Source organism: Kaistia algarum, from assembly GCF_026343945.1.
GTDB classification, from domain to species: Bacteria; Pseudomonadota; Alphaproteobacteria; order Rhizobiales; family Kaistiaceae; genus Kaistia; species Kaistia algarum.
The window spans coordinates 1,502,804-1,520,600 of record NZ_JAPKNJ010000001.1; the positions used below are offsets into that span (position 1 = coordinate 1,502,804).

Below are 17,797 nucleotides of genomic sequence, written 5' to 3' on the forward strand. Positions count from 1 at the left end.
CTCGCACAAGAGGAGCCGTGTCTTGGCCATTCGTCTCTCGCACACCGACCCCGATTTCGACACCCGCTTCACCGCGCTTCTCGCGACGAAGCGCGAGGTATCGGAGGATGTCGACAGCGCGGTGCGCGCGATCCTCGCCGATGTGCGCGCGCGGGGCGATGCGGCGGTGCTGGACTATACAAAGCGCTTCGACCGGCTGGAGATGACGGCGCCGGCCATGCGGGTCGGCGAGGCCGAGTTCGAGGAGGCAGAGCAACAGGTCGACGATCGCACCCGCGCCGCGCTGGTGCTGGCGCGCGACCGTATCCGCTCCCATCATCTGCGCCAGAAGCCTGCCGATGATCGCTATGTCGATGCGCTCGGTGTCGAGCTCGGCTCGCGCTGGACGGCGATCGAGGCGGTCGGGCTCTATGTGCCGGGCGGCACCGCCTCCTATCCGAGTTCCGTATTGATGAACGCCGTTCCGGCCAAGGTCGCCGGCGTCGACCGCGTCGTCATGGTGGTGCCCTCGCCGGATGGGGTGATCAACCCGCTCGTACTGGTGGCGGCTCGGCTCGCCGGCATCGACGAGCTTTACCGGATCGGCGGCGCACAGGCGATCGCGGCGCTGGCCTACGGGACGCAGACGATCCGGCCGGTCTATAAGATCGTCGGACCCGGCAATGCCTATGTGGCCGCCGCCAAGCGCCAGGTATTCGGGACGGTCGGCATCGACATGATAGCCGGCCCCTCGGAAGTGCTGATCCTCGCCGATGGCGACAATGATCCGGACTGGATCGCCGCCGACCTCCTCGCCCAGGCCGAGCACGATACGGCGGCGCAATCGATCCTGATCACGGATGACGCCGCTTTCGCGGATGCCGTCGAGGCCGCCGTCGAACGGCAGTTGAAGACATTGCCGCGTGGCGAGACCGCGAGCGCGAGCTGGCGCGACTATGGCGCCGTCATCGAGGTCGCGTCGCTCGGTGATGCCATCCCGCTCGTCAACCGACTGGCGCCCGAGCATCTGGAAATCGCCGCCGCCGATCCGGAGCCGCTGCTCGCCGCCGTCCGCAATGCCGGCGCAATCTTCGTCGGCCGCACGACGCCGGAAGTGATCGGCGATTATGTCGGCGGCTCCAACCATGTGCTGCCGACGGCGCGCTCGGCCCGCTTCTCGTCCGGGCTTTCCGTGCTCGATTTCGTCAAGCGGACCTCGATCCTCCGGACGGGTCCCGAACAACTTCGCGCGCTCGGCCCCGCGGCGATCGCGCTGGCCGAGGCCGAGGGGCTCGGCGCTCATGCGAGGTCGGTGGCGATCCGGCTCAATCTGTAGCAGGATCGCCCCCGGGAAACGCTCGAAGGCGGAACGATGGCGGTGGAGCTGCAGGGAGAGACGGGCCGGCTCGTGGCCGTGGAGTTCGACGCGGCCTCGATCGGACGTTCCACGGCCGATGTCGAGCATGAGCGGAACATCGCCGTCTACGACCTGATCGAGGACAACCGCTTCGTCCTGCCCGGCCATCCGACCGGCGGCTATCGGCTGCATCTGGCCGTGCGCGACAACCGCCTCGTCTTTGATATCCGCGACGATCAGGACCAGCCGCTTGTCCTGCATCTCCTGTCGCTGACGCCGCTTCGGAAGATCGTGAAGGATTATTTCCTGATCTGCGACAGTTACTATGCCGCGATCCGCACCGCGACGCCCAGCCAGATCGAGACGATCGACATGGGCCGGCGCGGCGTCCACGATGAGGGGTCCCGCCTTTTGATGCAGCGGCTCGCCGGCAAGATCATCGTCGATTTCGAGACGGCGCGGCGCCTGTTCACCCTTGTCTGCGCCCTGCACTGGAAAGGCTGAGCCGTGGCGGCCAGCGACGCCCCCGGGCCGGCCGATCCGGCAAGGCAGCGGCAGCCGGGATCGGTGCTCTTCGTCTGCGGCATGAACACAGTGCGCTCGCCCATGGGCGCCGCCATGGCTCGCCAGCTCTTTCCGCGCGGGCTCTATGTCGAATCGGCCGGCGTTCGCAAGGGCGAGACCGATCCCTTCGTGACGGCTGTCATGGAAGAACGCGGCATCGATCTGTCCCGGCACCGTCCGCACACGATCGAGGATCTCGAAGACACGAATTTCGACGTCGTGATCACGCTCTCGCCCGAAGCGCATCATCGCGCACTCGAACTGACGCGAACGATGGCGCTCTCGGTCGAGTACTGGCCGACGGCCGATCCGACGCTGGTGAGCGGCTCGCGCGACCAGATCCTCGACGCCTATCGCGATGTGCGAGACCAGCTCTCGCAGCGGATCAAGGCCCGCTTCGGCTGGATGCCGACGCCAAGCGGCTGAGCGACCCTGGGCGTTTCCTTGCCGGGCGAATTCCGCTACGGTCCCGCCGCTTCGCCGCTGAGGCGGCTTCCCCTCGACCGGACGGACGGATGACCGGCACGCCCAAATCTTTGCCAGAGCCCAAGCTCCTGCTCGCCTCCGCCAGCCCCAGACGGCTGCAGCTGCTCGCCCAAGCCGGCATCGAGCCGGACAGCCTGCTGCCGACCTCGGTCGACGAGACCCCGCTGAGGAACGAACTACCCCGCAGCCTGGCCAAGCGCCTCGCGCGGTCCAAGGCCGATGCGGCGCGGGCCATGGCGGCGCGAACGCCGGAATTCGCGGGCGCCTACATCCTGTCGGCCGACACGGTCGTCGCCGTGGGACGCCGGATCCTGCCCAAGGCGGAGTTCCACGATCAGGCGGCCGAATGCCTGATGCTGCTCTCCGGCCGCTCGCACCGGGTCTACACCGCTATCTGCCTGCTGACGCCGAAGGGCGCGATCCGCCAGCGTCTCATCGAGACAAAGGTGCGCTTCAAGCGCCTTTCGCGCGAGGAGATGGATACCTATCTGGGATCGGGAGAGTGGCGCGACAAGGCGGGCGGCTATGCGATTCAGGGCCTCGCCGGCACCTTCGTCGTGCGCCTCGTCGGCTCGTACAGCTCGGTCGTGGGCCTGCCGCTCTACGAGACCGTGACGATGCTGGAGGGAGAAGGCTTTCCGACCCGCAAAGGCTGGCTCGGACTGGCGTAAGGACGAAACGGATGACGGACAGGACATCGGATACGCCGCCGAAACGCGCTGAGATCGTGCCCTTGCGGCCGCCGCGGCCTTGTCCGATCTGCAGCCAGGAATCGACGCGGGCCGCCTATCCGTTCTGTTCGAAGCGCTGCAAGGATCTCGATCTCCACCGCTGGTTCTCGGGCGCCTATGCGATTCCCGCGGTGGAAGCCGACAGCGAGGACGACGAGGCGGAAGGCTGATTGTCGCCCCGTTCGACCGGATGCGCGACGGCTTTGCCACCGCAGCTTTCCACAGGATGAAGTCGACGCTTTCGGCCTCTGGACAGGTCCGCGAGGCTCCCCTATAAGGCCGTGTCTTCGCGACCGAGGCAACTGCCCGGATCGCCGGGCCTAGGTAGCTCAGTTGGTAGAGCAGCGGATTGAAAATCCGCGTGTCGCTGGTTCGATTCCAGCCCTAGGCACCACTCTTGCCTTTGCAGACTCCGAACAATTCACCCGAGGCGGGTTGACGCCTGCTCTGGATCGCCAAGGCTACTCGGTGTCTGCCGGAGTAGTTTAGGAATCCAAGGCTCTGACGCATCGCCCTTTCACACGAACCTATGGCCAGGCCGCTCGACCGCTCTATGTTGGGGTCGCAGGCGCGGGCCCGTATAGGTTGTCGCCGGTCTGGCTGGGCTTGGCGAGCATGGCGATCAGGAAGAGGAGCGAGCCGAGATAGGCGAAGTTGTTGAGCAACAACACAACAAAAAGGCCGATGAATAGAAAGTTGAACTCGAACTCGCCCGCCATGAAGACGGCGAATAGAGTAGCAAAGAGAACCAAGCCAATCACCAGCATCGGGATCGGCAACAACATCCAAGCCGCTGTCCTGCCGCTGTCATGCAGACGGCGGGATATCGATGCCGCCAGCAAGATGACGCCGACGCCCAGCACCGCGGCGAGCCCGGGCAGAATCTTGTCGAGTCGCGGCATCAATTCCGGATAGAATCCCCGGAGATGGACGGTGTATCCACCGGCATGCGACTCGATAGTTGCCTTGTCAGGGTTTTCGATCGCGAAGCGATGTGTGCGTTCAATCGAGCTCGTCAGCTCCGGCATCATGACTTTCGCTGCAGAAATCGACGTCAGGACCACGATCAATATGGCGTAGGGCCAGAAGCGGGATCGCGAATCCCTTCCTCGGAAACGAGCCACGTTTCGTAGATTGAAGCCGATGGCGCCTAGAATATTCATCGTCCCCCGACCTGCCTGGATCAACGCTGGGCAAACCGCAGCGAATCCTCCGGCTGCTGCTAGAGCAGCCCCGAAGAGTTCTACCTGCGCCGGCCTCCAAGTTTCAACTTGTACTTGCGCCTCCGGGCGACCTCCGCGTGAACATGGCAACGGTTCGTCGCCGCCAGGGCGTGCGTGCGGCGAACTGGCTCACCGTCCTCTACCGGCCGAACCAGCGCGCCCGGCGGCTTGAGCCGAAATGCTCCTTGTCGACCCGCAGGGCCTCGGAGGGCTGATAGAAGGTGCCTGTCGGCTTGGGGCCGGAGAAGAAATCGACATCCACCCGCGCGATGCGATTGGCACCGAACTCGATGTAGCAGGATCCGGCGCCGGGATTCTTGGCCGTCTCCTCCTCCCGGCGGAGCTGCGAGATGATGTTGGCGGCGACGGCGCGGGCGGCGCCCTCGGCAAAGACGCCCGCCTTGGGCGCCCCGGTATTGGCCAGGTCGCCTACCGCATAGACGCCGGCGTATTTGGTCTGCAGCGTGCGCGGATCGACTGGCACCCAGCCATTTTCGGTCATGCCAGCTGCGACGACGACATCGGCGGCACGGTTCTTCGGCACGCCGAGGAAGAGATCGCAGGGTAGCGATCCGCCATTGTCCAGTGCCACGCTGCGTGCGCCCTCATCGACGGCGGTGACGCGCGTGTTGGGGATGAAGGTGATGGCACGCCTGGCGAATTCCTCGAGCAGCGCCTTCGAGGTTTCCGGAGAGGGTGGCACCGGGGAGGGCAGCGGATTGACATAGGTGATGCGCGTTGCCTCGCGCAGCCCGCGCGCCACGAGATAGTCGTGCAGCATCAGCGCGCATTCGCTGGGCGCCGGCGGGCATTTATAAGGAGCACCGCAGACGCCAATCACCACATCACCGCCCGTGAAGCCTGGCAGGACGCTGGCGATATGCGCCGCACCGGCGACCGAGTAGAACTCGTTCCTGCCAAGAACGACCCCTGGCGTGCCGGAAACGTCATAATCGGCGCCGAGCGCCACCACCAGAATATCGGCTTCGTGCACGCCTTTGTCAGTCGTGACACGCCGCGATTCAGGATCGATCGCGGTGACAGCTTCGCGCAAGAGCCGGACACCGGGCTTGGCGTAGTCGGCATAGGGATGGCGGATCGCTGCCTCGCTCGATCGTCCGAACATCAGATCGAGCTTGGCAAAACCGAAGACCAAGCCCTCGGCCTTGTCGATCAGGGTTACGTCGATACTGTCACCTAGCGCTTCGGAAAGGGAAGTCGAAAGCTCCAGCCCGCCAAAGCCGGCTCCGAGGATGAGAATGCGGGTCTTCATGAGATCTGTCCTGATGTATGCCGGCTTCGACGAGCGTTCCTGTCAGGCCTGAACCATACCCGGTTGCGGAACGATGCGGATATAGGGCTTGGGCGACGCCCAGCCATTTGGATAGATCGTCTTCGCCTCGTCATTGCTGACCGAACCGGCGATGATCACATCCCCGCCATGCTCCCAATTTGCAGGCGTGGCGACGCGGAACTTTGCAGTCAGCTGCAGTGAATCCACCACGCGGAGGATCTCGTCGAAATTCCGCCCCGTGGTCATCGGATAGGCGAGCATCAGCTTGATCTTCTTGTCGGGTCCGACGACGAAGACGTGGCGCACCGTCTGATTGTCGGCAGCAGTCCGGCCTTCGGCGCTGTCGCCGGCGGCGGCCGGCAGCATGTCATAGAGCTTGGAAACGGCCAGTGCAGGATCTCCAATCATCGGGAAGCCGGGACGGGCGCCTTGGGTTTCGGCGATGTCGTCGGCCCACAGAGCATGGCGGTCGACAGGATCGACGGAGAGCCCGATCACCTTGACGCCGCGGCGATCGAATTCGGGCTGCAGGCGCGCCATCGTGCCGAGTTCCGTCGTGCAGACCGGCGTAAAGTCCTTCGGGTGCGAGAAGAGGATCGCCCAGCCGGTGCCGATCCAGTCATGGAATGAGATCGGGCCCTGCGTGGTTTCCGCAGTGAAATCCGGGGCGATATCGTTGATGCGAAGCGACATGATGTCCTCATTGGTTCGCGATTGCCGGACCTTTTTAGCGGGGCTATGTTCCGCCCGCGTTCCTCGCAGCATCCGCCCTTGTGACGGCTTGCCGAAGCGATTTTGCAGCACGATCCGTGGACCCGGGAACAATGCGTATTGCGATTCAGCTGCTCGGGGGATTTTCCGTTGCCGTCGATGGCGAGACCGTTCCGTCGTCGCTCTGGCGGCGGGATCGCGCCGCGGCCCTCGTCAAGCTCCTGGCGGTCACGCCGCAGCATCGGCTGCACCGCGAACAGGTCATGGACCTGTTCTGGCCGGACGCCGATCCGGATGCGGCCGGGGCTGGTCTGCGCAAGGCGGTGCATTTCGCCCGGAAGGCGCTCGGCGACAATGGCTGGATCGAAATCCTCGGCGATTCGGTAGCGCTGGCCCCCGAGGCGGAAATCGTCGTGGATGCAGCACAGTTCGAGGCGGCGACGGAAGCAGCCTTGCGGGCGCCGAGCCCTGCCGACTGCGCGGCGGCAGCCGACCTCTACACCGGAGACCTGCTTCCGGATGATCTCTATGTCGAGTGGCTCAGTGCGCCGCGTTCATCCCTGCATCAGCGCTTCCTCGAATTGCTGCGCGTCGGCAAGCTCTGGCAGAGACTGATCGCGGTGGCACCGAGCGACGAACCCGCCCAATGCGCGCTCATGCAGGCCGCGCTGGATAGCGGAAACCGCGGGGAGGCAATCCGGCTCTTCAACCAATTGCGGCAGAGCCTACACGTGGAGCTCGGCGTCGGCCCCTCATCGGAAGCGGTGCGGCTCTATGAGCAGGCGCTGGCCATTCCGGCGGTGGATCCGGTCAGCCAGACCGACCGCATCCGCGCCTCGCTTGCCTGGGGGCTGCTGCATCTGCACAGCGGCGATTTCGACAAGGCCAGCGTGGTGGCCCAGGAAACGCGTCAACTGGCGACGGCGGCCGGGCTCGTGCGCGAAGTCGGCGAAGCCAGTGCGCTGTTCGCCCTTTGCGCACATATGCAGGGGCGCTGGAAGGAAGTCTTCCAGGCGGAGTTCATCGAATGGGCGCGAACACGGCCGGACAAGGTCTCTCAGGTTTTTGACGGCCATCTCTGCCTGGCCGAGTTCTGCCTTTGCAACGCAAAGGGCCATCATCAGATCGGCGTCGCCGCGAGGGAGCTGCTCTTCGTCGCCGAAGGGGCGGGCTCGCTGCCGGGCAAAGGCCTTGCCTCGCTCATTCTGGGCGAGGTGGCGCTGTTTTCCGGCGAGCTCAGCGAGGCGGAGCGGCTGCTGACGGAGGCGGAGCGACTGCTGGCCGAGGCTGATGCGGCGTCCGGCCGGGTGCTGGCACTGGAGCGACTCGCCGAGATCGCGCTCTCGCGCGGCCAGAGGTGGCAGGCAAACCGGCTCATCCAGCGAGCGGCGGGAATTGCCGAGGTCTCGTGGCTTTCGCCGCATCTCCTGATCCGCCTCAAGGGTCTGGAGGTCCGGGCGGCTCCAACCGAGGAAAAAGCCCGCGACATCATCCGCGAAGGCGACCGGATGCTGGCAAAGCAGACCCATGGCTGCCAGCCCTGTTCGATGACGTTTCGCCTCGCATCGGCGACGCGGCTTGCCGCCATGGGCGAACTGAGCCAGGTCAATGGCCGGCTTGACGAAGCCGAGCGGGTGGCCGGCATGTGGCATGGTGGACCCTGGATCGCCGCCGTCTGGGAAGCGCGCGGCTTTCAACGCCGCGCCGAGGGCCAGGAATCGCGTGCCACCTCGGCATTCGAAGAAGCCGCCAGCCGCTATGCTGCTCTCGGCCGCCCTGCCGACGAGGCGCGGTGCCTTGGGCATCTGCGGGTCGCGGCGGAGTAGCCTTCGGCCGCGCTTCTCAGGCGCAGCAGTTGGCTTTCGCGGATCGCGGTCCGCAGCAGGACGCCGTCTGGGCCTGTTCGGCGCGATGGCGCGGCTTGCAGATCGCCGGCCGGGCGCCGAGACGCAGCACCGCGCGTCTGGCGTCGATCGAGAGCCCATCAACGTCGAACACCTGCATCGGCGCCCCGGGTGGGCCGACTTCAAAGGTCAGGCGGGAGCCGGCATCCAGCGCGACCTTCTGGGCGACCTTGGCGAGGATCGAGCGGAACTTGTCCGTTCTCATGAAATCCTGGCCTTCGATCGGCGGCAGATCCTCGACCTGAAGGATGGTCTCCTGCCATGCGTCGGGATTGCCACCGCAGTCCAGGGTGACGAACGACCCCGCCTTGACTTCCGTCACGTGGTAGCCGGCGCCGATGGTGCGGCCGGCATATTCGATCACCAGCTTCTTGTCGTCATGCGGCGCAAGCGCGCCCAGCAACTCGGCCAGCGAGTAGTCGTGAATTTGTTCGCGAAGAGGGCTGGCGGGAGCGTTCATGGCGAGCTATCCTCATTTCAACTATTCATGAGATATTGAAATGAAAATGGACGAACCGCAAGCCCTTGATGCCTTCGCGGCCCTCTCACAGGAAACCCGCCTCAAGATGGTGCGTGCGCTCGTCAGGGCGGGACCAGACGGGCTGCCCGCCGGCACAATCGCGGAAGCGGTCGGCACCTCATCCTCCAGTGCCTCGTTTCACCTGGCGCATCTGGAGCGCGCCGGGCTGCTGAAGTCGCGGCGTGAGTCGCGTTCGATCGTCTACACCGCCGACTATGCCGGGCTCTCGGCGCTTGCCGAATTTCTGATGCGCGACTGCTGCCAGGGCCACCCCGAGGTGTGCCTGCCTGCCGTCGATGCCCTCTCTACCTGCTGTCCACCGACCAAGGAAACCGGCCATGACTGACCGCGCCTTCAACGTTCTCTTCCTGTGCACCGGCAACTCGGCGCGCTCGATTCTGGCGGAGAGCATCCTCGCCAAGGATGGGGCGGGTCGCTTTAATCCCTTCTCGGCCGGCAGCCAGCCCAAGGGCGTGGTTCATCCGCTGGCGCTGAAGACGCTCGCGCATTTCGGCTATCCGCATGAGGGCTTCCGCTCCAAGCCCTGGGACGAATTCGCCGTAGCCGGGGCGCCGGTGATGGATTTCGTATTCACGGTCTGCGACAACGCCGCCGGCGAAGCTTGCCCGGTTTGGCCGGGCCAGCCGATGACGGCGCATTGGGGCATCGAGGATCCCGCCGCCGTCGAAGGAACCGAGTTCGACCGGGAAGCCGCCTTCGTCGCCGCGTTCCGCTACATGAAGAACCGAATCTCGATCTTCACGGCCCTGCCGATCCGCAAGCTCGACGCCGTCGCCCTTGGCAGCAGGCTCAAGGAAATCGGCCAGATGGACGGTGCCAGTTCGCCCCGGCCGAACGTCGCATAGGGCTATCCTCCATGACGATCTTTGAACGCTACCTCACTGTGTGGGTGGCGCTGTGCATCATTGCCGGCGTCGCGCTGGGGCATTTCCTGCCGGGCCTGTTCCACGCCATCGGCGCTGCCGAGATCGCCAGGGTCAATCTGCCGGTCGCGGTGCTGATCTGGCTGATGATTATCCCGATGCTGCTGCGGATAGACTTCGCCGCGCTCGGTCAGGTCGGTCGGCATTGGCGCGGCATCAGCGTCACGCTCCTCGTCAACTGGGCCATCAAGCCATTCTCCATGGCGCTGCTCGGCTGGCTGTTCATCGGCTATCTCTTTCGGCCGCTCCTGCCGCCCGACCAGATCGACAGCTACATCGCCGGCCTGATCCTGCTGGCGGCCGCGCCCTGCACGGCGATGGTGTTCGTCTGGTCGAACCTCATCAAGGGCGAGCCGCATTTCACGCTGAGCCAGGTGGCGCTCAACGACGTCATCATGGTGGTGGCGTTCGCGCCGATCGTCGGACTGCTGCTCGGCCTCTCCGCGATCACCGTGCCCTGGGATACGCTCGTCCTGTCGGTCGGGCTCTACATTGTCGTTCCCGTCCTCATCGCGCAGGTCCTGCGCCGCCGCCTGCTGTCGAACGGCGGACAGGCCGCGCTCGACAATGTCCTCAAACGCCTCGGCCCGGTCTCGCTCGTATCCCTGCTCGCGACGCTCGTCCTGCTGTTCGGCTTCCAGGGCGGTGAGATCATCGCCCAGCCGCTCATCATTGCCCTTCTGGCCGTGCCGATCCTGATCCAGGTCTATTTCAACGCCGGGCTCGCCTATCTGCTCAACCGGGCGAGCGGCGAGGAACATTGCGTCGCCGGGCCATCGGCACTGATCGGCGCCAGCAATTTCTTCGAACTGGCGGTCGCCGCCGCCATCAGCCTGTTTGGCTTCCATTCAGGCGCGGCGCTCGCAACAGTGGTCGGCGTGCTGATCGAGGTTCCCGTGATGCTGTCGGTGGTCTGGATCGTCAATCGCTCCAAGGACTGGTACGAGCGCGGCGCGGCCGTCCGCTCCGTCGCGGCGAAGAGCGCCAGCCAGAATCCGTCGATCAAGCCAAGGCCAGCGCCATGACCATCACGATCTATCACAACCCCGATTGCGGCACCTCGCGCAACACGCTGGCGATGATCCGCGCCAGCGGCGAAGATCCTGTCGTCATCGAATATCTGAAGACGCCGCCGAGCCGCGAGCGCTTGCTCGAACTGATCGCGGCCATGGGCATCACCACCCGCCAGCTTATCCGCGAGAAGGGCACGCCTTATGCTGAACTCGGCCTCGCCGACCCGAAATGGACCGACGATGATCTGATCGACGTGATGCTGGCGCACCCGATCCTGATCAACCGGCCCATCGTCGAGACGCCCAGAGGAACCGTGTTGGCCCGGCCGTCGGAGGCCGTGCTGGGCGTCCTGCCAAATCCGAGTATCGGACGCTTCGTCAAGGAGGATGGCGAGGTGGTGGAGACAGGACAGGCGGCGACACGTGTCTGATGCACGCAAGCGGCTGACAACGATCTCTGCCTTGGGGATGGTGCAGATCTTCGCCTGGGGTTCGAGCTTCTATCTTCCCGCGGTGCTGTCGAAGCCAATCGCGGTGGATACCGGCTGGTCTTCCTCCTGTGTCTCAGGGGGCATCTCGGTCGGCCTGCTGGCGTCAGGCATCGTATCGCCGCGCGTGGGCCACCTGATACGCCATCACGGCGGCAAGCCGGTCCTGATGACCGGCGTACTGATGCTAGCCCTCGGCCTCGGGATCGTCGGCGCGGCAGCCTCGCTGCCTGTCTATCTGTTTGGCTGGCTGGTGCTCGGCTGCGGCATGGGCGCCAGTCTCTATGACGCCGCCTTCGGGACGCTCGGCCGCTATTATGGCTATGGGGCGCGGGACGCGATCACGACGCTGACCCTCTTCGGCGGCTTTGCCTCGACGATCTGCTGGCCGCTCAGCGCCTTCCTGCTGGCTCATGGGGGCTGGCGCGAGGTCTGCTTCTTCTATGCGGCGCTGCACATCGGCTTCTGCCTGCCGCTGCTTTATGCATTTCTGCCCAGGGTGGAGCGATATGCACCCGCTTCGGGTCCCTCGAAGGCGGGCAGCCCCGCGCGGATCGATCCTCGCCTGAGATCGGCATTTTGGCTGCTCGCCCTTATCCTGACGACGGGTGGCACGATCGCCACGATTGTCTCCATTCACCTCCTGACGATCCTGCAGGCTCGCGACGCGTCGCTCGCCGCCGCCGTATCGCTTGGCGCCCTGATCGGCCCCTCGCAGGTCGGCTCACGCGTTCTCGACATGGCAATCGGCAAGCGCCTGCCGGCGATCGCGACGCTGAGCGCCGCGGCTGGCCTGATTGCCGCCGGCATCCTCGCCCTCGCTTCGGGCCTGCCGGTCCTGGCGCTGTCATTGGTGCTTTACGGCGCCGGCAACGGGATATGGTCGATCGCGCGGGGAGCCCTGCCACTGGCCCTGTTCGGGCCCGACCTGTTCCCGGTCATGATGGGGCGTCTCGCCATGCCGAACCTTCTGGCGCAAAGCCTGGCCCCGACAGCGAGCGCCCTGCTGATCGAGCAGGCTGGCGCCGCGCGCCTGGTCACACTCCTCGCCGTCGCGGCCGTCGCCAATATGGGCCTCGTGGCCGTGCTGTGGCGAATGACGACGCGTCGTGCCTTCCAAGGCACCGCAACGGCCGTCGCCGCCCCGAAGTAGCGGCCCTTGCCGCTCGAAGGCTCGGTGAGCCGACTAGGTCGGCCTGGCCGATCCAAGGCCGTCATTGCCGCTGCCGCAGAGGACGACGACGGTCTTTTCGCGTTGACGGACAGCGACATGGCCATTGAGCACGGCTGCCGCGGCCGTGGCGGCGCCGAGCTCGACGGCAAGGCCGGTATGGCGCCAGAGCCATTCCGCTGCGCGGATCGGCTCTTCCTCCGGCACGAGGATGAGTTCGTCGACGCAGCGCTCGGCGATCTCGAAATTGATCGGCTCGGTCGTGCGGGCGGCGAGGATCGGCACATTGGTGACGACGGTCTCCAGCTTGACGATATGCCCGGCCTTCCTCGATTCGAACATCATCGGGCAGCCGGCCGCCTCGACGCCGACGATGCGCACCTTCGGCCGGCGCTGCTTGATGGCTTCGGCGATGCCGCCGATCAGGCCGCCGCCGCCGATCGACACAACGACCGTGTCGACGTCCGGCATGTCCTCCAGGATTTCGAGGCCGATCGTGCCCTGGCCAGCGATGACCGGCGCGTCGGCAAAGGGATGCAGCAGCGCGCCGCCCGTCTCCGCCGCCAGCAGCTTGCCGTGTTCCCAGGACAGATCCCAGAAGTCGCCGACGATGTGCAGCTTGGCGCCGAACGAGGCGATGCGCTGGCGGGCGAGTTCCGTCGAGGTGTTCATAACGCAGACATTGGCGGGCACGCCGAGCTGCTGGGCGGCATAGGCGATCGCGGCGCCGAAATTGCCGCCGGACGCCGTCACGACGCCCCGGCGCCGAACCTCCTCCGGCAATGACAGCACGGCGTTGAACGCGCCGCGTGCCTTGAACGAACCCGAGACCTGCAAGCATTCGGGCTTGAACCACAGCGCGGACGCATCGGGGTGCGGCGAGGGAGCGGCCGAGACGAGCGGCGTGCGGCGGACATGGCCGAGCACACGGGCGACGGCATCGCTATAAACGTTAGGTTCCATGATGGTCTCTCTGGTTCAGCCCTTGACGCCGCCGGCCAGCATCGACTTGCCCATATAGGGATAGGCGAACAGTCCGAGGATCAGCGGCGGCAGGACCCCGATGGTCATCGCCGCGGCTGTGGGACCCCATTCGATGCCGCGGGAGGTGACGAAGAAGGTCGCGCCGACGGTGACGGGTACCGCGCTCTTGGTGGTGAGGATCAGCCCGAACAGGAATTCATTCCAGCTATAGATGAAGGAGAGGATGAAGACAGCCAGCATGACGGGACGGCTCAGCGGGACCACGACATGGCGCAGGATCTGCCCCATCGAGGCGCCGTCGATCTTCGCCGCATCGTCGAAATCGCGCGGTAGGTCCTGGACGAAGCCGACGAAGAGCACCAGCGCGATCGGGATGTTGATGATGCAGGAGATGAGGGCGAGGCCGAGGCGCGTATCCAGCAGTCCGACCGTCTGGAACATGAAATAGAACGGAATCGCGAAAATGATCAGCGGCAGCGCCCGCAGGTTGGTGATGATCGGCAGCAGCCATTTGGCTCCGACCTTGTAGCGCGCGATCGCATAGGCGGCCGGCAGGGTCAGGACGATCGCGAAGATCGTGCCGAGCACGGCGATGACGATGCTGTTCATCACATAATGCAGATAGTCGACGCTGGGCGAGGTCAATACCGTCCGATAATGGTCGAGCGTCGGCGTGAAGATCCATTTCGGCGGATAGGCGTTGATGTCCGCGTCGGTCTTGAACGAGGTCAGGATCGTCGACAGAACGGGGAGGTTCACGACCAGCGCCACCACGGCGAAGACGACCCAGCGCAGGCTGTCGGCAAGGATGTTGAGGGGGCTCTGGCGTCGGACGATCATCTCAGTTCCTCCGCACGACAAGGCGCATGGCGAGAACGATCAGCGTCAACGACATGACCAGCAGCAGCGTCGACACGGCGACGGCCTCGCCGATCGTCCGCTGCACGAAGAACAGCTTGTAGATGTAGATGCTGATCGAGGTAGTGAGGTTGCCGGGTCCGCCGCCGGTCAGCACATAGATATGGTCGAAGACGCGGAAGGAGTCGATGAAGCGCACGAACAGCACAATGACGATCGCCGGGCGCATCAGCGGCAGGAAGATATGGAAGATCGCGTGCCATCCGGTGGCGCCGTCGACGGCGCCCGCTTCCTCGATCTCATAGGCAACGGTCTGGCGCGCGGTCGCCAGGATGAGGAAGGCGAACGGCGTCCACTGCAGGACCTCGATCGCCACCACGGTGTTGTAGATGCTGCGCCGGCCAAGGAAATTGACCGCCATGCCCGCCATTTCGAGATAGACGGGGACGATGCCGGTGAACTCGTTGAGGATCAGCCGGTACATGACGCCCATCAGCGCCGGTGACACCATCATCGGCAGCATCAGCACCGCCGTCAGCCAGGGGCGCGTCACCAGAAGCGGATGCAGGATGAAGACGAGCACCAGCGCGATCCCGACCTCGAACAGCGTGCAGATCAGGGCAAAGCGCAGCGAGAAGCCGAGCGCCTGCCACATCTTCGGATTTGACAGCGCGTCGCGGTAGTTTTCGAGGCCGATGAAGGAGCCGGTCAGGTTCTCGAACGACGCGTCGGCGAAGCCGTACCAGAGATTGACGATGACCGGGAAGCCGAGCATCACGCCCAGGAAGATGCAGAGACCGACGAGAAGCTTGCGCGACTCCCTCCGCTCCCTATCCTCGAACGCGATCACAGACGACATCGGCATCCTCTTCCTGGGAGACCGGCACCGCAACAAGCGGCGCCGGCCAATCTCGCTCGGCCAGATGGTCGATGTCTACTTGGCGAAGGCCTTCGTCATGTAGTCGACGACGTTCTTGAGCGCAGGATCGAGCTCGGTGGCGCCCGTCCAGTAGCCAGTAAAGTTCTCGGCCTGGTTGGTGTAGATCGCGAGCGCCTTGGACGACGTACCGCCATTCATGACGAAGCCGTATTTCGCCGCGTGCTCGCCCATCAGCAGCATCTCCGGACGATCGGCGGCAACTTCTGCCATCGGCTTCTCGGCAAGCGGCGGCGAGCCGCCCTCCTTGGCGTAGAGCTTCATCGGCTCGGCGGTGGCGAGCCAGGCAAGGAACTTCTTGGCCTCGTCCTGCTTTTCCGAGTTCTTGTTGATGCCGAGGCCGAGACTGTGGAAGTGGGTCTTCGGACCGAGCGTGCCGGCCGGCTCATGCGTCAGGCCGAGCTTGCCGACAACTTCCGGGTACTTCTTCGGATCGTTGAACTCCGGCACCGCGGCATTCCACTGCACCATGAAGGCGGCCTGGCCGGCGCCGAAGACGCTGTTGGCCTCGCCATATTCGTAGGTGTTGCTGTCGCCCGGCGTCGCTTCGTTGTCGGTGATCGTCTTGTAGATGGCGAGACCCTTGCGATAGGCCTCGGAGTCGATCGTGATGTTGCCGGCGGCATCACGCCAGTCGCCGCCATAGCTCGCCGCCGTGCCCTGCCACAGCATGATGTTATAGAGCAGGTTCTTCATCTGCAGCACGGTGCCGTAGCGTGTCGGGCTGTCGGAATTGAGAGATTTGGTAAAGAACAGCGCCGTGGCGATATAATCGTCCCAGGTCCAGTCGTCCGGCTTCTTCGGCTCCATCTTGGTGCCGAGGATCTCTTCCGAGATCTCGCCATACTTCGCCTTCCAGGCGTCGTCGGTGAGCAGCTTCTCGATCAGGTCCTTGCGGTAGTAGAGGAAGTGCAAGCTCAGATCGGTCGGAATGCCGTAGACCTTGCCTTCATATCTCTGCGTCTCGATCGCGTTCTTCGAAATCACGTCATAGACCGCGGGCGTGACAATATCGTCGATCGGCGTCATGAACGGCGCGTAGAGGCCGACATCATAGGTCGCCGTCAGCATGACGTCGAATTCCTTCGATCCCGCCGCGACATCCGCCAGCATCTTCTCCTTGAAGCCCTGCTGGCTGAAATAGATCACCGAGGCCTTGGAATTGTTTTCCTTGCCCGCCGTCGAATTATAGAGGTCGAGCACCTTGCGGAAGGCGCTCTCGGCCGGCTCTCCCGGCCAGGCCAGGATGGTGATGTCGGCATAGGCCGCCGAGGCTGAAAGCGCGGCAGCAAAGGCCGCCGCCGTCCCGGCCAGAATTCTCGATCGAAGCATGGTCTTTCCCTCTGGTTCGCCGGGTCGAACGCCCGTTCTTGGTCTGACGCCGTGCCTCGGCCCGGATTTTCCGGCACCGATCCGCGTAGTCGAAGCATGAAGCCCAAGGCCCGATGCTACAACTTTTATTACTCAGTTATGGAATTGCATTCACAACAACAGAAGCGTAGCATTGCGGGCGCTGCGGTCAAGAGCCGAAGCGGGATTGAGGCTTTGACCCGTTGCAAGGATGACGCCACGCCATCGCTCATTTCCCTCTTTGCTCCGCCGGCTCGAAGCGCGCCAGGTTGACGAGGCAGTCGCCGGACCGGCTATGGGTGTGCAGGCGGCGGCTGAGCACAATGCCGCCTTCGGCGAAGGTGAGCGCCTCGGGTTCGGCCAGCGGCGCTTCCAGATCGTGCAACCAGCCAGCCACATCGCCCGCTTCGACGATATCGCCGATATCCACGGCCGGTTCGAACCAGCCTTCGCGTTCGGAATAGACGAAGAGCGACTGGCCGCCGGTGGCGAGCACTACCGTCTCCGGCCCGCGATCCGCCCCTGTCCAGAGGATCGGCCCCCGCGTGATCCCGGCCGCCTGGAGCAGATTGTCGACCGCCCGCGCCGTCAGGGCCATGGTTTCCCGCGTCACGGTCGCCCCGCCGCCGAACTCGCCCGAGAGGCCGATGCAGCCCGCCCGCAGCGCCGCTGCCATCGAGGTCGGCGAATCCGGACCATTGTCGGCGATCATGCCATAGGGGAGACGCATCGATTTCATCAGTTCGAGCGCGCGGGCGAAGCGCGCCGCATCGCCGAGGCGCTCGACCAGGCTGCAGACCAGATGGTCCATGCTGGTACCGCCGGAATGAAGGTCCAGCACGATCTCGTGGCGCGGGAAGATCTCGTGCTCGATGAAATGCGCGATGCGCCAGGTCGGCTGACCATAGGGATCGCCTGGAAAGGCGCGGTTCAGATTGCCGCCATCGAAGGGCGAGCAGCGCTTCGCCGCCATGACAGCCGGAAGGTTCGCCGCCGGCAGGATGGTGAGGCTGCCGGTGATGTCCGACGCTTCGATGGCGCGGATCGCCTTCAGCAGCGTCAGTTCGCCCTCATATTCATCGCCATGATTGCCGGCCATCAGCAGCAGGCTTGGCCCCTCGCCATTGCGGATACGGCAGACCGGAACCTTGATCTGGTAGTAGGGCGAGCGGTCGATCGAATAGGGAAACGAGAAGAAGCCGATCTGCTTGCCGTTCTCCGTCCAGGAGATGTCGGAATAAGCGCCGGTATGCATGAATCAATGTCCCCTTAGAGAAAGGAAG

Annotated in this window: 20 protein-coding genes and 1 tRNA gene; 12 read left to right on the plus strand and 9 right to left on the minus strand. The window is 64.7% G+C overall.

Translation table 11 applies throughout. From position 1 onward, the window contains the following. The first annotated feature begins 22 nt into the window (after positions 1–22). From hisD to OSH05_RS07250, 6 genes are all read left to right on the plus strand, one after another. Entirely contained in the window at positions 23–1,315 is a 1,293-nt protein-coding gene (gene hisD, locus OSH05_RS07225) for a histidinol dehydrogenase (protein ID WP_104216892.1), read from the plus strand. Between the two features lie 36 nt (positions 1,316–1,351). Next, positions 1,352–1,840, plus strand: a complete 489-nt coding sequence (locus OSH05_RS07230) for a UPF0262 family protein (protein WP_104216891.1) — start codon at positions 1,352–1,354, stop codon at positions 1,838–1,840. A 3-nt stretch (positions 1,841–1,843) separates the two neighbouring features. Then, positions 1,844–2,326, plus strand: a complete 483-nt coding sequence (locus OSH05_RS07235) for an arsenate-mycothiol transferase ArsC (protein ID WP_104216890.1) — start codon at positions 1,844–1,846, stop codon at positions 2,324–2,326. 89 nt (positions 2,327–2,415) lie between these two features. Further along, complete coding sequence (locus OSH05_RS07240; protein ID WP_104216889.1) at positions 2,416–3,057, plus strand: Maf-like protein; 642 nt, start codon at positions 2,416–2,418, stop codon at positions 3,055–3,057. 11 nt (positions 3,058–3,068) lie between these two features. Then, the gene (gene yacG, locus OSH05_RS07245) at positions 3,069–3,287 is read left to right on the plus strand and encodes a DNA gyrase inhibitor YacG (protein ID WP_104216888.1); all 219 of its coding nucleotides are present in this window, start codon (positions 3,069–3,071) and stop codon (positions 3,285–3,287) included. Positions 3,288–3,435: 148 nt separating this feature from the next. Then, positions 3,436–3,511, plus strand: a tRNA-Phe gene (locus tag OSH05_RS07250). A 157-nt stretch (positions 3,512–3,668) separates the two neighbouring features. Here OSH05_RS07250 and OSH05_RS07255 read toward each other — a convergent pair. The 3 genes from OSH05_RS07255 to OSH05_RS07265 form a co-directional block, all read right to left on the minus strand. Further along, positions 3,669–4,280 carry a DUF805 domain-containing protein gene (locus OSH05_RS07255; protein ID WP_104216887.1) on the minus strand — a complete coding sequence of 204 codons (612 nt, stop codon included), beginning with the start codon at positions 4,278–4,280 and terminating at the stop codon, positions 3,669–3,671. Positions 4,281–4,479: 199 nt separating this feature from the next. Continuing rightward, positions 4,480–5,613, minus strand: a complete 1,134-nt coding sequence (locus tag OSH05_RS07260) for an NAD(P)/FAD-dependent oxidoreductase (RefSeq protein ID WP_104216886.1) — start codon at positions 5,611–5,613, stop codon at positions 4,480–4,482. Between the two features lie 42 nt (positions 5,614–5,655). Continuing rightward, a complete protein-coding gene (locus tag OSH05_RS07265) occupies positions 5,656–6,327 on the minus strand; it encodes a peroxiredoxin (protein WP_104216885.1) in 672 nt (223 codons plus the stop codon). A gap of 131 nt (positions 6,328–6,458) precedes the next feature. Here OSH05_RS07265 and OSH05_RS07270 point away from each other — a divergent pair, with 131 nt between their 5' ends. Then, the gene (locus tag OSH05_RS07270; RefSeq protein WP_104216884.1) at positions 6,459–8,171 is read left to right on the plus strand and encodes a BTAD domain-containing putative transcriptional regulator; all 1,713 of its coding nucleotides are present in this window, start codon (positions 6,459–6,461) and stop codon (positions 8,169–8,171) included. 16 nt (positions 8,172–8,187) lie between these two features. Here the strand turns inward: OSH05_RS07270 and OSH05_RS07275 are convergent, their stop codons facing one another. After that, positions 8,188–8,709 carry a DUF6428 family protein gene (locus OSH05_RS07275; protein WP_104216883.1) on the minus strand — a complete coding sequence of 174 codons (522 nt, stop codon included), beginning with the start codon at positions 8,707–8,709 and terminating at the stop codon, positions 8,188–8,190. 46 nt (positions 8,710–8,755) lie between these two features. On the opposite strand from OSH05_RS07275, the gene OSH05_RS07280 reads away from it, so the two are divergent. From OSH05_RS07280 to OSH05_RS07300, 5 genes are read left to right on the plus strand one after another with little or no spacing between them, the layout of a single operon-like run. Further along, entirely contained in the window at positions 8,756–9,115 is a 360-nt protein-coding gene (locus tag OSH05_RS07280; RefSeq protein WP_104216882.1) for an ArsR/SmtB family transcription factor, read from the plus strand. After that, a complete protein-coding gene (locus tag OSH05_RS07285; protein ID WP_104216881.1) occupies positions 9,108–9,635 on the plus strand; it encodes an arsenate reductase ArsC in 528 nt (175 codons plus the stop codon). Before OSH05_RS07280 ends, OSH05_RS07285 begins: the two co-directional genes overlap by 8 nt. Positions 9,636–9,646: 11 nt before the next feature. Next, positions 9,647–10,738, plus strand: a complete 1,092-nt coding sequence (gene arsB, locus OSH05_RS07290) for an ACR3 family arsenite efflux transporter (RefSeq protein ID WP_104216880.1) — start codon at positions 9,647–9,649, stop codon at positions 10,736–10,738. Continuing rightward, positions 10,735–11,157, plus strand: coding sequence for an arsenate reductase (glutaredoxin) (gene arsC / locus OSH05_RS07295; RefSeq protein WP_104216879.1), 423 nt, complete (start codon positions 10,735–10,737; stop codon positions 11,155–11,157). The genes arsB and arsC overlap by 4 nt, the downstream gene beginning before the upstream one ends. Next, a complete protein-coding gene (locus OSH05_RS07300; RefSeq protein WP_104216878.1) occupies positions 11,150–12,367 on the plus strand; it encodes an MFS transporter in 1,218 nt (405 codons plus the stop codon). The genes arsC and OSH05_RS07300 overlap by 8 nt, the downstream gene beginning before the upstream one ends. Positions 12,368–12,400: 33 nt before the next feature. Here the strand turns inward: OSH05_RS07300 and OSH05_RS07305 are convergent, their stop codons facing one another. From OSH05_RS07305 to OSH05_RS07325, 5 genes are all read right to left on the minus strand, one after another. Further along, positions 12,401–13,348, minus strand: coding sequence for a threonine ammonia-lyase (locus OSH05_RS07305; protein ID WP_104216877.1), 948 nt, complete (start codon positions 13,346–13,348; stop codon positions 12,401–12,403). Positions 13,349–13,363: 15 nt separating this feature from the next. Further along, positions 13,364–14,209 (minus strand): carbohydrate ABC transporter permease, encoded by an 846-nt coding sequence (locus OSH05_RS07310; protein ID WP_104216876.1) that lies wholly within the window; start codon positions 14,207–14,209, stop codon positions 13,364–13,366. Position 14,210: 1 nt separating this feature from the next. Further along, positions 14,211–15,086: a carbohydrate ABC transporter permease gene (locus tag OSH05_RS07315; protein WP_104217632.1), complete on the minus strand. Its 876-nt coding sequence runs from the start codon at positions 15,084–15,086 to the stop codon at positions 14,211–14,213. Positions 15,087–15,161: 75 nt separating this feature from the next. Then, positions 15,162–16,496 carry an extracellular solute-binding protein gene (locus OSH05_RS07320; protein WP_104216875.1) on the minus strand — a complete coding sequence of 445 codons (1,335 nt, stop codon included), beginning with the start codon at positions 16,494–16,496 and terminating at the stop codon, positions 15,162–15,164. 247 nt (positions 16,497–16,743) lie between these two features. Further along, on the minus strand, positions 16,744–17,769 hold the full coding sequence (locus tag OSH05_RS07325) for a succinylglutamate desuccinylase/aspartoacylase family protein (RefSeq protein ID WP_104216874.1): 1,026 nt from the start codon (positions 17,767–17,769) through the stop codon (positions 16,744–16,746). Positions 17,770–17,797 lie beyond the last annotated feature (28 nt).

Bases quoted from the DNA above. Each gene is read 5' to 3' on its own strand.
- OSH05_RS07230 (WP_104216891.1), top strand. From the start codon at position 1,352: ATGGCGGTGGAGCTGCAGGGAGAGACGGGCCGGCTCGTGGCCGTGGAG.
- OSH05_RS07240 (WP_104216889.1), top strand. From the start codon at position 2,416: ATGACCGGCACGCCCAAATCTTTGCCAGAGCCCAAGCTCCTGCTCGCC.
- yacG (WP_104216888.1), top strand. From the start codon at position 3,069: ATGACGGACAGGACATCGGATACGCCGCCGAAACGCGCTGAGATCGTG.
- OSH05_RS07255 (WP_104216887.1), bottom strand. From the start codon at position 4,280: ATGAATATTCTAGGCGCCATCGGCTTCAATCTACGAAACGTGGCTCGT.
- OSH05_RS07260 (WP_104216886.1), bottom strand. From the start codon at position 5,613: ATGAAGACCCGCATTCTCATCCTCGGAGCCGGCTTTGGCGGGCTGGAG.
- OSH05_RS07265 (WP_104216885.1), bottom strand. From the start codon at position 6,327: ATGTCGCTTCGCATCAACGATATCGCCCCGGATTTCACTGCGGAAACC.
- OSH05_RS07270 (WP_104216884.1), top strand. From the start codon at position 6,459: ATGCGTATTGCGATTCAGCTGCTCGGGGGATTTTCCGTTGCCGTCGAT.
- OSH05_RS07275 (WP_104216883.1), bottom strand. From the start codon at position 8,709: ATGAACGCTCCCGCCAGCCCTCTTCGCGAACAAATTCACGACTACTCG.
- OSH05_RS07280 (WP_104216882.1), top strand. From the start codon at position 8,756: ATGGACGAACCGCAAGCCCTTGATGCCTTCGCGGCCCTCTCACAGGAA.
- OSH05_RS07285 (WP_104216881.1), top strand. From the start codon at position 9,108: ATGACTGACCGCGCCTTCAACGTTCTCTTCCTGTGCACCGGCAACTCG.
- arsB (WP_104216880.1), top strand. From the start codon at position 9,647: ATGACGATCTTTGAACGCTACCTCACTGTGTGGGTGGCGCTGTGCATC.
- arsC (WP_104216879.1), top strand. From the start codon at position 10,735: ATGACCATCACGATCTATCACAACCCCGATTGCGGCACCTCGCGCAAC.
- OSH05_RS07305 (WP_104216877.1), bottom strand. From the start codon at position 13,348: ATGGAACCTAACGTTTATAGCGATGCCGTCGCCCGTGTGCTCGGCCAT.
- OSH05_RS07310 (WP_104216876.1), bottom strand. From the start codon at position 14,209: ATGATCGTCCGACGCCAGAGCCCCCTCAACATCCTTGCCGACAGCCTG.
- OSH05_RS07315 (WP_104217632.1), bottom strand. From the start codon at position 15,086: ATGTCGTCTGTGATCGCGTTCGAGGATAGGGAGCGGAGGGAGTCGCGC.
- OSH05_RS07320 (WP_104216875.1), bottom strand. From the start codon at position 16,496: ATGCTTCGATCGAGAATTCTGGCCGGGACGGCGGCGGCCTTTGCTGCC.
- OSH05_RS07325 (WP_104216874.1), bottom strand. From the start codon at position 17,769: ATGCATACCGGCGCTTATTCCGACATCTCCTGGACGGAGAACGGCAAG.